Source organism: Pedobacter lithocola (assembly GCF_042650845.1).
GTDB classification, from domain to species: domain Bacteria; phylum Bacteroidota; class Bacteroidia; order Sphingobacteriales; family Sphingobacteriaceae; genus Pedobacter; species Pedobacter lithocola.
Genome location: NZ_JBHSBW010000007.1, coordinates 325,590 through 340,649 on the forward strand (window position 1 = coordinate 325,590; position 15,060 = coordinate 340,649).

Below are 15,060 nucleotides of genomic sequence, written 5' to 3' on the forward strand. Positions count from 1 at the left end.
GTGACAAATTGACAATCTGACTTTTTTAGAATAAATGTCAGATTTAAATAGGAAATTCTGACACCTTTTAGGAATATTTTTTTGATAATATGATGGGTATTTTTTCTTTAAATCTGACGTAAAAAAAAGCGGCAGATTTAAAGATTAAATACATAATCTATAAATCTGCCGCTATCAATATATCAGAATTAACTATTTTGATTTAAAAACACAAAATTGTTATCAAACATATCTAGTTTAATTTTGCTATCCTTATCTACTTTTCCAGAAAGGATTTCTTTTGATAACTCATTCAAAATGCGTTTCTGAATCACTCTTTTCAGAGGTCTTGCACCAAACTGCGGGTCGTAACCTAATTGTGCTAACCAATCTAAAGCTTCTACCGATGCGTCCATTTCAATTCCCATTTCGGCAAGTGTTTGTTGCACCTGTTTAAATTGTAAGCTTACAATATCTCTAATCTCGTTACGATTTAATGGCGTAAACATAATCAGTTCATCAATGCGGTTTAAAAATTCCGGACGAATGGTTTGTTTCAATACCTCAAAAAGCTCATTCTTAGTTTTCGCTATTACTTCATCTCTGTTCTCATCATTTAAATCTTTAAAATTATCCTGAATTAAATGCGCACCAATGTTCGATGTCATGATGATTATGGTGTTCTTAAAGTTTACCGTTCTGCCTTTATTATCGGTTAATCGACCATCATCCAAAACCTGCAACAAAATATTAAAAACATCCGGATGCGCTTTTTCAATCTCATCAAGCAACACCACCGAATAAGGTTTACGTCTTACAGCTTCGGTTAATTGTCCGCCTTCATCGTAACCCACATATCCCGGAGGCGCACCGATTAAGCGTGAAACTGCATGCCGTTCCTGGTATTCACTCATGTCAATACGTGTTAAAGCATTTTCATCATTGAATAAGAATTCTGCCAAAGCTTTCGCCAATTCCGTTTTACCTACACCGGTTGTACCTAAGAATATGAACGAACCAATCGGTTTACGTTTATCTTGTAAACCTGCACGAGAGCGACGAATGGCATCAGAAATGGCTTCAATAGCTTCATCTTGTCCGGCAACACGTTTATGTAATTCTGCTTCTAAGTTCAGTAATTTTTCACGTTCGCTTGCAATTAGTTTAGTTACCGGAATACCCGTCCAACGTCCAACTACACCTGCAATATCATCCGCTGTAACTTCTTCTTTTAGCATCCTGCTGTCGCTCTGCTGACTTTCTAAAGTAACTTTTAGCTTATCAAAAGTATCTTGTGCCTCTTTAATTTTACCATAACGAATTTCAGCCACCTTACCATAATCTCCAGCACGCTCGGCTTGTTCGGCTTCTAATTTATAATGCTCAATCTGCTCCAGTTGATTGTTAATGTTATCAACCAAATCCTTTTCGCCTTGCCATTTGGCCTTCAATTCATCACGCTCTGCCGATAAGTTTGCTATTTCTTCTGATAAGTCTTTTACCTTTTTATCATCTTTTTCCCTTTTAATGGCTTCGCGTTCAATTTCCAAACGCATAATTTCACGGTCTAATGCATCTACATTTTCTGGTACAGAATCCATTTCCATCCGCAATTTCGATGCGGCCTCATCCATTAAATCAATCGCTTTATCAGGTAAGAAACGGTCGGCAATGTACCGCTGGCTCATTTCTACAGCCGCAATAATCGCCTCATCTTTAATCCTAACTTTGTGGTGTGTTTCATAACGCTCTTTCAAACCACGCAAAATCGAAATTGCATCTTGTGTATCTGGTTCATTCACCATCACTTTTTGAAAACGACGTTCCAAAGCTTTATCTTTCTCTAAATATTTTTGGTATTCATCCAAAGTAGTTGCGCCTATCGCCCTCAATTCTCCTCGGGCCAAAGCGGGTTTTAAAATATTTGCGGCATCCATTGCACCTTCGCCACCACCTGCACCAACTAAAGTGTGTATCTCATCGATAAATAAAATAATATCTCCATCACTTTGTGTAACCTCTTTAACTACAGCTTTTAAACGCTCTTCAAACTCGCCTTTATACTTTGCACCTGCAATTAAAGAGCCCATATCTAAAGAATAAACCGTTTTACTTTTTAAGTTTTCAGGTACATCTCCTTTAATAATTCTGAAAGCAATTCCTTCGGCAATGGCTGTTTTACCCACACCTGGTTCACCTATTAAAATCGGGTTGTTTTTAGTTCTACGCGATAAAATTTGTATAACACGTCTAATTTCTTCATCGCGACCAATCACTGGATCAAGTTTGCCGCTTTCTGCGTATTCATTTAAATTACGGGCATATTTATTTAAGGCCTGATAAGTTGCCTCTGCATTTTGGTCGGTTACACGGTTGTCTCCACGTAATTCTGTTATGGCCTTTTTAAGGTCTTTTTCATTTACACCTTGCTCTTTAAGTAATTTCGAAGTGCTATCGTTAACGGCTAATATGCCCAATAATAAATGCTCTACAGATACAAATTCATCTTTAAATTCTTTTAAAAATGTTTGGGCTTTTTGCAAAACGCTATTTGTATTAGATGCCAAATAGACATTGCTTCCGCTAACTTTCGGGAATTTGGCAATCTCTGCATCTAAATTTTGATTTAACGAGTTAAGGTTTACGTTTAATTTCTTCAATACATAAGAAACCACGTTTTCATCAACAGTAAGCAAACCTTTAAGTAGGTGCGCTGTCTCAATAGCTTGTTGCTGGTTGCCTTGAGCTATTTCAGAAGCCTGTTGAATTGCTTCCTGGGCTTTTATCGTAAAATTGTTGAAGTTCATATCTCGTTATGCTCAAATCAAATGCCATGGCTACATAAACTTTATAATCGGAAATTTTGTCGCTCGGATTTATTTTTAAATGACTAAATTTCTGATAATTAGGTATTTATGCTGAAATTTTGACAGCGTTTAAGAGTTTTTGGAAAGCAATTGCAGTAATTCTTGGGTTTCGGTAGTCCTGCTTTCCTTTCTGCCTGAAAAAGGCATTCATGCAATCAGGTTTAGGTGGGTAGGTTAGTAAAGCTATTTATGGGAATTCATAACGCATAAAAAAAGCATCTGCCGATTTAAATGCAAATGCTTGTATATTTATTTAAGTACATTTTTATGGTGAAATGGTAACTAAATACCCAAAAAACAAAACAACTAAAAAACTAATCAACCAAAAAACCAATTACGCTAAAATCTCTTTTAACTTTTCTGTTTGGTGGTCTGCTAATTTTTGCAACGGCCCGGATGCCAACATTTTCATCATCATATTTAAATCTGCCGAGATGATGTGTTTTGCTGTTGTAGTTCCATTTCCATTATCTTCAACCGTCCATTTTAATTCTACATCAAACGGTGCTTTTTCCGATGGGATTGCAGTTAATTCTTGGTTTTCTACACGATTGGATATCTTAATGGCCAATTTAGCCATGTTTTGAATGGTAAAGCGAGCATCATCTTCTGTCGATTCCCAATTGTAAATATTTTCGGGCATCAATTGTTGATGATTGTTCATATTTGAGAGAAAAGTATAAACCTCATTTACAGGCTTATTTACTTCTACAGCGCTTTCAATAATTGTCATTTAGGTAAATATTTGAGTTTAGGAATTCTTTTTTGATAGTAATATTAGAGTTGGTTTTGACCCCAGTTAGAGGGATCTAAACGCCATTTGCTTAATAAATCCATATCGCCTTTTGCAATAATACTATGCTCGGCTGCATAATCAATCAATGCCTCGTAATTAGATAAAGTAAAGTATCGGCATTTTGCAGCGCTAAAGTTTTCTTCAGCTTGTGCAAAACCATAAGTAAATATTGCTGCCAAACCAGCAACCGATAAACCGGCAGCTCTTAATGCCTCAACAGCTTGTAAACTACTTTTTCCAGTAGAAATTAGATCTTCGATAACCACTACACGTTGACCTTCTATTACTTCGCCTTCTATTAAACTTCCGGTACCGTGGTCTTTTGCTTTAGCTCTAACATAAATAAAGGGCAAACCTAATTCTTGTGCTACCAACACACCTTGTGGAATGCCCGCAGTTGCAACTCCGGCAATAACATCAACCGAACCAAATTCTTCTTGAATGGATTGTGCAAGTTTCTGGCGAATGTACGTTCTAACCTGTGGATGGGAAAGGGTAATTCGGTTATCGCAATAAATTGGCGACTTCCAACCAGATGCCCATGTGAAAGGATTATTAGGTTGTAATTTAATTGCCTTTATTTGTAATAAAAATTCCGCTACCTTTAATTCAATATCACTTTTATTATACATGGCCCAAAATTACAGAATTTATATTAACGATAACACCTTGTTTATCTCAGATGTTTTACCTGAGCAAAAAGAAAAAATTCAACAACTTGAATTACAGGATTTTGATTTACAAATTTTTTACAAAAAATTAAAAAATGGGTCTAAAAAAAGCTACATTTTCTTAACTAAAAACCCGAAAGAAACCTTCAAGAAGTTAAAAAAGGATTGCACCATCATAAAAGCCGCTGGTGGTTTGGTAGAAAGTGCAAATGGTAATTATCTTTTTATTTTTAGAAATAAGAAATGGGATTTGCCAAAAGGTAAGCTTGAAGATGGAGAAAATATGAAAGAAACCGCGGTTAGAGAAGTAGAAGAGGAGTGCGGAATAAAAGTTGCAAAACGTGAAGAAAAGCTCTGCAAAACGTATCATGTTTACCCAATGGGTTCGAAAATGGTGATTAAAAAAACCAATTGGTATAAAATGAAAGTAAAGGGCGAACCTAAACTGATACCACAAAAAGAAGAAGGAATTGATGAGGCAGTTTGGTTGGATAAAAACCATATTGGACCTGTAATTAAAAATACTTTCCCATCTATTATGGATGTATTAAAGGCCGGAGGGATTTTGTAGTCGTATTAATATTAAGAGTTATTTTGTTACGTTTTATACGATTAGTAAGTAGATAATATTGGTTGAAAATTAAGTGTTTTGTATTTGTTATAAATATGGTTTCAGTTACTATTCGGATGTGAATTTTAAAGGATTTTACAACTTAATTACTTTTGCGTTTTGTTACATTTAGCTTTTCGAAACTCCTAGAAATAAAACTGTTAAATACGAATTTCATTATTAAAATCAATTATTAGTTTTCAAAATCCAATTCATCTACAATTTTTTGTACTTGTTTTAAATGCTTGCCATAATAATACCATGCCCACAACTCGGTTATCACTCCAATAATTAAAATGGTAACAAAGCAATTTATAATTAGATAAACAGGAGAGAGCTTATTTACCATTTTAACGAAAATTGAAGATTTTTCTACATAAAAATAGGCTCCGATATATGAAATGCCAATAAAAGCAATGATGTAGGTGAGTGCTTTATACAATTCTATATTCATTTTCATTTCATAAAAAAACCACAAAATGCTTTTTCTAGAATCTAAACTCATATCATAAGAATTTTTATAAAATCTGTAAAATTTAATAAAATAATAAGCTGTAAAACCACACGTTACCGCATAAAATGCAGCATATACCATTGTCATATCTGCTGAAAAATGAAGAATATATGGAAATAGTGCAACTATAATTAATGATACGAGTTGGTAAAAAAACTCATGTTTCATTTTTTTTCTAATAATATCAATTGGTGTTCTAGCCTGTCTTATCTGAAGCATTTCAGCAGAAATGTTGCTTTCATTTACTGCGTCAGCACTCCATTCGTTTTTTAATTCGTCAAAATTCATAACCATTTCTTTTAATAATGAGTTGTAATTTTTCTTTTGTTCTGTTCAATTTTACTCTGGCATTTACTTCACTGATACCTAAATTTTCTGCAATTTCTCTGTGCGTTTGATTTTCCAAAAAGAGAAATATTAAGGCTTTTTCTACTGAATTTAATTCTTGAACTGCTTTGTATAAATAGGCTAATTTTTCTTCTTTTAGTTCGCTTTCATTTGTATCAGGCACATCAATATTTTCAGTTAAAGGTATCTTATCAACCTTTCGATTGTCTTTTTTGAAGTAAACTAAAGCTGTGTTTAAAGAAACCCGATACATCCAGGTAGAAAATTTGCTGTTCCCTTTGAATGTTGGGTAGGCTTTCCAAAGTTGCAACACAATTTCCTGAAATAAATCCCGCTGGTGCTCGGCATCATCCATATACATTTTCGAAACTTTATGTATGATAGCTTTGTGCTGATTAATCAGGGATAGAAAAAGCGTTTCAATTTCTTTCATTTAAGACTTGCTGTTAGACTTAATGAATTGAATGAATAAGATGTAAGAAGGATTTTATGCTCATTAATCTTTCACTATTTGAGTTTTCATTTGCTATTTATTTACTCAATTGGTAATCGATTCTTTGAAACGTTACAAAATAATTGAAAAGAATTTTCTGTAGAAATATTATGGCTTATTTAGAAAACCTAAGGCCTCTTTTGGCACAAACGGACTTACGTCGCCATGGTTTCTCAAAATATCTCTAACGATGGTTGAACTGATGGCAGAATATTCTGGCTTGCTTAGCAAAAGTATGGTTTCTACTTCAGGCATCATGGTTTGGTTAATTTGAGCGATAGCCCTTTCGTACTCAAAATCTGATGCCGAACGAATGCCGCGAACCATGTAAGTTGCATTAATTTTGCGGCAAAAATCGACTGTTAATCCCTCGTAGGTTTGAATTTCTATGTTTTTATAACCAGTAAAAACGGTTTCTAATATTTGTAAACGCTGTTCAGCGGTAAGAAAATTTTGCTTTGAACTGTTTAATCCGATACCTATAATAATCTTGTCAAAAAGTGGAGTAGCTCTTTGTAAGATGTTTACGTGAGCAATAGTTATCGGATCGAATGAGCCAGGAAATAGCGCTATTTTCATAAATCAAATATAGATTTTTAAGTGGAAAGGAGAAAAGTTTAAGATAATTGCTTCTCATTCCATGGTCTGTGTCCCCACCGACCATTATTTCTTTGAATGTTGTTTCGGTCTGTGGGGACACAGACCGATGAGTATAAACTGAATGATTGAACCGTTATGAGATTGCTTTGTACCTCGCAATGACGGTAGCTCATTTACCCGCAACCTTTAATACTTGCAGAAACAGATTTAATTAGACCCGATAGAGCGGAAAGCCCGGAAGCCAAGGAACAAGGATGAGGACTTGAAGAGATAGCGGGACGAACATTAATAAAAGCTTGAGGTATTGCTCTTCTAAAATTTATGAATTTTATTTAAGTCTTCCATAGTCTGTATCCCCAAAGGCCAATTAAATGTTTTTTCGGTCTGTGGGGACACAGACCGAAGAGTAGTATAAACTGAATGATTGAACCGTTATGAGATTGCTTCGTATTTCGCAATGACTGTAGCTCATTTACCCGCAACCTTTAATACTTGCAGAAGCAGATTTAATTAGACCCGATAGAGCGGAAAGCCCGGAAGCCGAGGAACGAGGATGAGAACTTGAAGAGATAGCGGGACGAACATTAATAAAAGCTTGAGGTATTGCTCTTCTAAAATTTATAAATTTTTATTTAAGTCTTCTATGGTCTGTATCCTCACAGGCCATTTAAATGTTGTTTCGGCCTGTGGGGACACAGACCGAAGAGCAAACGGGATTTTTATATTAACCATGGTTTGAGTCCTCACAGACCATTTAAATGTTTAATTGCTGTTTCTATTTACTTAAATCAACCACTGAATTCAGTCTGATATCTTTAGAAGAAGAGCCAACGTTTATCATAATCTTGCCTTGCTCAACTTGCCAACCTTTTTCAATAGACCAGAAAGAAATATCATCTTCACTAAATTTTAAATCTACTTTTGTTCTTTGACCTTTAGCTACAAATACTTTTTTAAAAGCCTTTAATTGTTTTAAAGGAACTTCATGCTGCGAATTGGGATAACTTGTGTAAAGTTGTACTACCTCTTCTCCATCAACATTACCTGTATTTACAATTTCTACTTCAACAGCAATCTGCTTTTTGCCATTTTCTATCGTTCTTTTAACTTGTAAGTTTTCGTATTTGAAAGTCGTATAACTTAAGCCATATCCAAATTCATAAAGTGGTTTGCCGGGATAATACATATACGTTCGGCCTTCATTAATCTCATATCTATTCATTGCAGGCACTTTATCCAAACTTTCGTAATAGGTGAGGGGCAATTTTCCGGAAGGATTATATTTACCAAAAAGAACTGAGGCAATTGCATTTCCTGCCTGTTCGCCACCAAAATAAATGTTCACAATACCTGGAATATTTTCTTTAATCCAACCAATAGTATGTTGACTGCCAGTAACCATAACCACTACAACATTTGGGTTAGCTTGGTAAACAGCTTTAAGCATAGCCATTTGGTCGCCAGGAAGTTCTAAATTTTCTTTATCGTGCCCTTCACGTTCATTATAAAGTCCGCTACCTATAACAGCAACCACTACATCACTTTTTTTAGCAGCATCTATCTGTGCGGTGTAAACCTTATCTTTTGCAAATGGTGTACGCCACCAAAACCTGCATACTGCATCATTTCCAGTATCGTAATATTCTATTTTTACAGCGTATTTTTTTCCTGCTACCAAATTAACTCTAAAGCTATCTAAAATCTCACCTCTATCTTTCCAGCTATTGGTAACTTGTTTACCATCAAACCAAGCTCTAGAACCATCGTCAGAACTTACAGCTAAAGTATATTCACCACTTTTTGATGGCACTAACCAACCGGTCCAACGCATAGATTTTTTGCCTGCCGGAATAAATGGATCAGGCGGATTCTCCTTTGTGTTAAAATTAACTTGAGGGTCTGTTCTTTTTTTCGGGGTTCCTTCTAAAAATTTATTATCGAAATATTCTGCATCAAGTCCGTGCTGCCCGTTAGCCGCCTGAAGTTCATCTGATGGAATCATCTCTACATTAAATAAATCTAATTTTGTTGGAGCATAATTTATTTTAACAGCATCACCCACAACATTTTTTATCCCTTGCAAAGGTGTAATTGGTGCATTAAGCGGAACTCCACTATAACCTCCAAAAACATTAATATCAGCATTATGACCAACCACGGCGATGGATTTTAAATCATTAAGCTTAAGCGGTAAAATATTCTTAGCGTTTTTTAAAAGTATAATACTTTCTTGGGCAGCTTTTAAAGCCAGTTTTTGGTGTTCTTCACTTCCGATTACTTTTGGACTAATATTATCGTAAACACCATTACCAGCTTTATCAAATAAGCCCAGGCGAATACGAACCCTTAATACATTTCTTACCGAATTATTTAATTCTTCATCTGTAACCAGTTTTTTCTGCCAAGCTAGTTTTAAATATTCCTTTATCAGATTACAACCTGCCGCACATTCCATATCCATACCAGCTTTTAGTGCCGCGGCTGCAGCTTCTTCCATTGAGGCTGTAAATTGATGTTTTGTGAAGATGTTACAAGCTGCACCACAATCGCTCACTACATAACCATCAAAGCCCCATTCTTTACGAAGTACATCCGTTAGTAACCATTTACTTGCTGTAGACGGAATCCAATTTACTTTGTTATAAGATGACATGATGCTTTGTGCGTTGCCTTCCATAACACTACTTTTAAAAGCAGGAAGATAGTATTCTCTTAAAGTTTTTTCGGAAACAATGGAGTTTGCTGACAGCCGATTATTTTCTTCATTATTAGCTGCTAAATGCTTTGGCGTAGCAACTACTTTTATGTAGTTTGGATCGTTGCCTTGTAAACCTTTGATATAAGCTACTGCAAAACGTGAGGTAAGAAATGGATCTTCTCCATAGGTTTCGGCTGTTCGGCCCCATCTTGGGTCGCGGGCCATGTTTATAGTTGGCGACCATAGTGTTAGCAAATCGCTAAATGGTGCCTTTTGATTTTTTCCTTTATTTAATTCATTCCATTTACCACGTGCTTCGTCAGATATTGCAGTTGCTACACTATTTATTAAAGCCGGATTCCAGGATGCGGCCAAAGCTATTGATTGAGGAAAAACGGTAAACTTGCCAGGTCGCATTACGCCATGTAATCCTTCATTGCCATAAAAATATTTATCAATACCAAGTCTTTCTACTGCCGCCGAAGTTTCAGAAAGCATTCCGATTTTTTCATCAATAGTTAAGCGTTTTATAACATCATCAAGTCTTTTTTCAATGGGTAATTTTGCATCATTAAAAGGAAAATTTTTAGATTGTTGTGCAAATCCCCAAAATGGAAACAGACTTAAAATAAGTATTCTGGTTAAAAGTTTGGTATTGAAATTCATTTGGTTAAAAATCTTTATTGAGGTTAAAGTTGCTGTTTTGATGTTGCAAACAGCAATTTTGAGGCAATTTTATTTACGTAAACGATTACGTTCGAACATAATTTAATCTGTGTCCTGATAAAATAAATTAAAATCATGTGAATGGTCGAAATTGAAGTTTCTTAATCCTCAGTTTGTTTTCTCATAGACCTAAAATAAAATATTATATCAAAATGTATGTTGAACTAGACCATAGTTAGTTTTATTCACTTCAGTTGTCCGAAACGTCATTGCGAGGCACGAGGCAATCTCCAAAAGTGAATTCTAAATTGATAAGATTGCTTCGTGCCTCGCAATGACGACTATAAGATTTACAACTAATGTTAATTAAAAAATTATCTTTTCAGCTAAATGAATATTTAAAGCTTTTGTAGCTTATTAAGTTCCTGCTTTGTTATTTTGAAAATGGTTCCGTGTCTTAAACCTTTTGGTAGCGAAATCTTATCTGAAACATCTACCCAATTCTGTAAATCAGTAGATTTTATTGCGCCATATTTGTGTTGTGTATATTTATCAAAGTACACCAACCACTCGTTTCCAATTTTTACCGATGCTGGACCTTCAGCCCAAAAATTGCCTGTAATTGGTGCACTAGCATTAGAATATGGTCCGGTTAAATTATCGCTAAACGCTATTTTAATGTTTTTTTGAACAGGTTCTCTCGTTTCATCTTTTAAAAATAGAATAAACCTATTGTTATCATTTACAATAGATGCATCTATAACATTAAATCCTGGCTCATAAAGTAACTTTGTAGGCGAAAAATTTTTAAAATCTTTTGTAGTTACATAATAGATTCTGTTATTATTGGTATCATCCTTTTTTAATAAAGTTTCAGGAAATTTTCCTTTAATCGTACTCGACCAATAAATCATATACGTTTTGGTTTTCTTATCATATGTGATTTCCGGTGCCCAAGAATTTCCTACACCTTCTTCCTTTTCCATAACAGGTAAAAATTGCTGTTCACTCCAGTTGATTAAATCTTTAGAGTTTGCGTAACCAATTCCGTTCGATTTCCAGCTAACGGTCCATACCATGTGAAAAAGTCCATCTGCACCACGTAAAATACAAGGGTCTCTCATCAATTTATCTTTACTTACAGTTGGTGTAAGGAATGACTCATCATTCTTTAGTGCTGTCCAGTTATAGGCATCCATGCTGTATGCAAAATGCAAACCGTCTTGTCCATTATCCTTAAAATATGCAAATAGGTAAGCCTCTTTTTTCGATTGTGCTATTGCATTCATCAGAATAAAGAAAAATAAAGCACAAGTAATTAATGTTTTTTTCATATTATTTATTCAATTACCATTACAAATCCACCGAAAGGTTTCATGGTAACTTGATTATTTGTTTTACTTTGGATGTTACTTTCTTTAAAAGAATATTTTTCATTTCCATCTTCTATCAATGTACCAGTTTTACCCCCAAAGTCTGATAAATTTAGGTTGATGTTTTTAGCCTTATTCTCGCCATTTATACCAGCGATGTACCATTTACTTCCGGCTTTCCTGGCCATTACAACAAACTTTCCTGGGTAGCCATCTATAAGTTTTGTATCCGACCAACTGGATGGAAATTCTTGTAAAAATGATTTAATAAAGGATGGCATTCTAACCATTCCATCAGGTGCTTCGGCTAAATGTTGTACACCAGATTGGAAAATTACAGGTAATGCAAGTTCAAAAGCACTCGTTGTTTTTTTATTTATTTTGTCGATTTCATATAAACGCATCGGTGTAAAATCCATTGGGTCGAAAACGTTTCTGGTAAATGGAATTGTTGTCGCATGCATCGGTTCTTCATCTGCATTTTCCTGTTTAAAAGTGATAAACTCCATGCCTTTAATCGATTCCATTGTCATTAAGTTAGGATAAGTTCTTTGCCAACCTCTTGGTAATGTTGCTCCATGACAATTAACACTTAAATTAAAGCGAGCGGCATCTTCAAATAATTCCAGGTAATATTTAATCATGGATTGGCCATCGCCACCAAAAAAATCTACTTTGATACCTTTAATGCCCATTTTTTGCAGGAGAGCAAATTCTTTCAGGCGGTTTTCGTGTGTGATAAGTTTATTTTTTGGTGTGTATTTTACGGTATTCCAATCTCCTGCAGAGTTGTACCATAACAATAACCCAACATTTTTTTGCTTTGCGTAATTGGTCAAATCCTGCATCTTATCATAACCAATTTTCGTATCCCAGTCCACGTCAATTAGGGTGTATTCCCATTTCATCTCGGCAGCAAAATCAATGTATTTTTTCTGAGTGTTGTATGTAATTAAGCTGTCTTTCAACATTATCCAACTCCATGAAGCTTTGCCCATGTTAAATAATTCGGGCTTTATATTTGATTTTGCAGGATAAGCCAAATCTGTACCTAAGGTTGATTCAGTAATTTTTTTCAGATTGCCTATTGCGATAATTCTCCAAGGCGTAAACCACGGAAGTTTAGATTCGGGATTTACATTCTGACCTGTAAAAGCTTCTCTTTTATCTGGAAAACCAACTTTATAATTTCCATTTTCAGATTTGGATTCCAATCGGGTAGCGCAATAATTCTCATCTAAACCAGATTCTGAAATTAGTAACCAGGTGTTTTTATATTTAAAAAGCGCCGGATAAACCCAACCTGCATTTGTTGGTGCAGGTGTGCCAACACTTATTTCTTTTTGATAATATTCTTCATATGATGGATTTGTACTTTCCCATCCGGTTTTGGCTACAGACATTGGCTGCATCCAGGCTTTTGTTTCCTTAAAAAAATGGAATGTAGTTTTTTCATCGGTTATGCTTTTAATTTTTTCATCTCTTTCAGGAAAATAGTACCTGAAAGCAACACCATCATCGGATACCTGAAAAATCACATCTATTTTATTACCAGCCGAATTTTTTAAATGAATTACTTTTTTATTAGCCAGATAATTGTGGTTTAGGCGTTTTGAGTTTTTAAGCACATATGAATCTCTAACCAGCTCATTTTTAGATACCGAGATTAGCGATAGCTTTTTTGATAAGTCTTCATCTGCCCTAATTAGCCCAAGATTAGATTGCTGCAAAACCAAGTCTGCTTCTTTTTTTATGGAATAATAGGCTTGTCCATTTTTAATAAAAACATCTGCTTTAATTGTATTATCAGGGCTGGAAATGGTAATATACGATTGAGCTTTAGTTATTTGAGATGCTGCCAAAGTAAGCATGAGCAGCAATACAGGGTATTTATTTATCATTTCTTATTTTAATTCGAGTACAACTACGGATTGTGACGGCATATCAATTTTTAATAGATTGCCCGCTTTTTTTGCGCCTGTAAATTTGGCATTATGAACTTTATCAGGGTTGGTAAACGTATTAATGTCTGTAATTTTTTCAGAGGTTAATATTTGTCCAGTTACGGTTTTCCATTTTAGTCCGTTTAAATCTGTACTAATTGAAATTTTATGATTTGGGTCTAAATTAACCAACGAGATATGAACTGCTCCGGTAGAATCTTGAGAAGCAGATACATTCAGCGCCGGGATTTTAGCATTTCCAAAACCATATTCTGGGCTATTGAAAGTTATCGGTAAGTATTTTGCATCTTGATGAACTTTAAATAAATCGAAAACGTGGTAAGTAGGCGTGAGGAGCATTTTATCTTTTTCTGTAAGGATGAGTGCCTGCAAAACATTTACGGTTTGCGCCAGATTGGCCATTTTTACACGGTCGGAGTGGTTATTAAAAATGTTAAGCGTTGTGCCTGCAATTAATGCATCGCGAAGACTATTTTGCTGATATAAAAATCCCGGGTTAGTTCCAGGCTCTACATCAGTCCAAATTCCCCATTCATCCACAACAAGGGCAACCTTTTTGTTTGGATCGTATTTATCCATTATTGCAGAATGCTTGGTTACCAGTTCTTCCATTTTCAAGCAATTTTTCATGGTGTTGAAATATTGCTCTTCATCAAAATTCGTTGCAGAACCTTTAGCTTTCCAATTATTGGTTGGTATGGTGTAATAATGTAAAGTAAGTCCCCACATTCTCGAACCAATTGCTTTCATCGACGTTTCTGTCCAATTGTAATCATCGGCATTGGCACCACTTGCAATTCTCTTTAAAGGCGCACCGGAATAATCTCTGGCGTAGGTAGCATAACGTTTGTATAAATCAGAATAGTAGGCAGGCGTCATATGTCCGCCGCAACCCCAGCTTTCGTTGCCAACGCCCCAAAAAGTAACTTTCCATGGCTTTTCTCTTCCATTTTGAGCACGTATTGTTGCCATTGGGCTTACACCATCAAAGTTTAAATACTCTACCCATTTTGCCATTTCTTCTACCGTGCCGCTACCAACATTGCCTGCAATGTATGGTTCGCAGTTTAGCATATCGCAAAGTTCCAGAAATTCGTGGGTGCCAAAACTATTGTCTTCCGTTACACCTCCCCAGTTTGTATTGACCATTTTCGGGCGTTGGTTTCTTGGTCCAATTCCATCTCTCCAATGGTATTCATCGGCAAAGCAACCGCCTGGCCAACGTAGGTTTGGTATGTTTATTTTTTTTAGTGCATTAACAACATCAAGCCTGATTCGGCCTTTATTAGGGATTGGAGAATTTTCATCTACCCAAAAACCATCATAAATACATCGACCTAAATGTTCAGAAAAATGACCATATATGTGCTTGCTGATAATTTGATTTCCTGCTTGTTTTATGTTTAAGTTTACTTCATTTTGGGCATTTGCATTGGCCATAAAGCATATTGCAATGAAGAATAGCGATAGTTTTTTCATTT

The 15,060-nt window shown here is 35.3% G+C and carries 11 protein-coding genes; 1 reads left to right on the forward strand and 10 read right to left on the reverse strand.

The window, feature by feature from the left end:
* Positions 1-188: 188 nt before the first annotated feature.
* The 3 genes from clpB to pyrE form a co-directional block, all read right to left on the reverse strand.
* Positions 189-2,786: an ATP-dependent chaperone ClpB gene (gene clpB / locus ACFOWA_RS03700; RefSeq protein ID WP_378981904.1), complete on the reverse strand. Its 2,598-nt coding sequence runs from the start codon at positions 2,784-2,786 to the stop codon at positions 189-191.
* A 394-nt stretch (positions 2,787-3,180) separates the two neighbouring features.
* Positions 3,181-3,579, reverse strand: coding sequence for an SRPBCC family protein (locus ACFOWA_RS03705; protein ID WP_378981906.1), 399 nt, complete (start codon positions 3,577-3,579; stop codon positions 3,181-3,183).
* Between the two features lie 44 nt (positions 3,580-3,623).
* Positions 3,624-4,274, reverse strand: a complete 651-nt coding sequence (gene pyrE, locus ACFOWA_RS03710; RefSeq protein WP_378981908.1) for an orotate phosphoribosyltransferase — start codon at positions 4,272-4,274, stop codon at positions 3,624-3,626.
* Between pyrE and ACFOWA_RS03715 the strand changes: the two genes are divergently transcribed.
* Positions 4,273-4,884, forward strand: a complete 612-nt coding sequence (locus tag ACFOWA_RS03715; RefSeq protein WP_378981910.1) for an NUDIX hydrolase — start codon at positions 4,273-4,275, stop codon at positions 4,882-4,884. The two genes, pyrE and ACFOWA_RS03715, sit on opposite strands and share 2 nt — an antisense overlap.
* A gap of 232 nt (positions 4,885-5,116) precedes the next feature.
* Here the strand turns inward: ACFOWA_RS03715 and ACFOWA_RS03720 are convergent, their stop codons facing one another.
* The 7 genes from ACFOWA_RS03720 to ACFOWA_RS03750 all read right to left on the reverse strand — a co-directional run bounded on the left by ACFOWA_RS03720 (position 5,117) and on the right by ACFOWA_RS03750 (position 15,058).
* Positions 5,117-5,725, reverse strand: a complete 609-nt coding sequence (locus tag ACFOWA_RS03720; RefSeq protein WP_378981912.1) for a hypothetical protein — start codon at positions 5,723-5,725, stop codon at positions 5,117-5,119.
* Positions 5,715-6,218, reverse strand: a complete 504-nt coding sequence (locus ACFOWA_RS03725) for an RNA polymerase sigma factor (protein ID WP_378981914.1) — start codon at positions 6,216-6,218, stop codon at positions 5,715-5,717. The genes ACFOWA_RS03720 and ACFOWA_RS03725 overlap by 11 nt, the downstream gene beginning before the upstream one ends.
* Before the next feature lie 168 nt (positions 6,219-6,386).
* Entirely contained in the window at positions 6,387-6,857 is a 471-nt protein-coding gene (coaD, locus tag ACFOWA_RS03730) for a pantetheine-phosphate adenylyltransferase (protein ID WP_378981916.1), read from the reverse strand.
* A 796-nt stretch (positions 6,858-7,653) separates the two neighbouring features.
* Positions 7,654-10,242, reverse strand: a complete 2,589-nt coding sequence (locus ACFOWA_RS03735; RefSeq protein WP_378981918.1) for a glycoside hydrolase family 3 protein — start codon at positions 10,240-10,242, stop codon at positions 7,654-7,656.
* 398 nt (positions 10,243-10,640) lie between these two features.
* On the reverse strand, positions 10,641-11,576 hold the full coding sequence (locus ACFOWA_RS03740) for a glycoside hydrolase family 43 protein (protein WP_378981920.1): 936 nt from the start codon (positions 11,574-11,576) through the stop codon (positions 10,641-10,643).
* Between the two features lie 5 nt (positions 11,577-11,581).
* The gene (locus tag ACFOWA_RS03745) at positions 11,582-13,516 is read right to left on the reverse strand and encodes a glycoside hydrolase family 97 protein (protein WP_378981922.1); all 1,935 of its coding nucleotides are present in this window, start codon (positions 13,514-13,516) and stop codon (positions 11,582-11,584) included.
* 3 nt (positions 13,517-13,519) lie between these two features.
* Positions 13,520-15,058 (reverse strand): alpha-N-arabinofuranosidase, encoded by a 1,539-nt coding sequence (locus ACFOWA_RS03750; RefSeq protein ID WP_378981924.1) that lies wholly within the window; start codon positions 15,056-15,058, stop codon positions 13,520-13,522.
* Between the last annotated feature and the right edge of the window lie 2 nt (positions 15,059-15,060).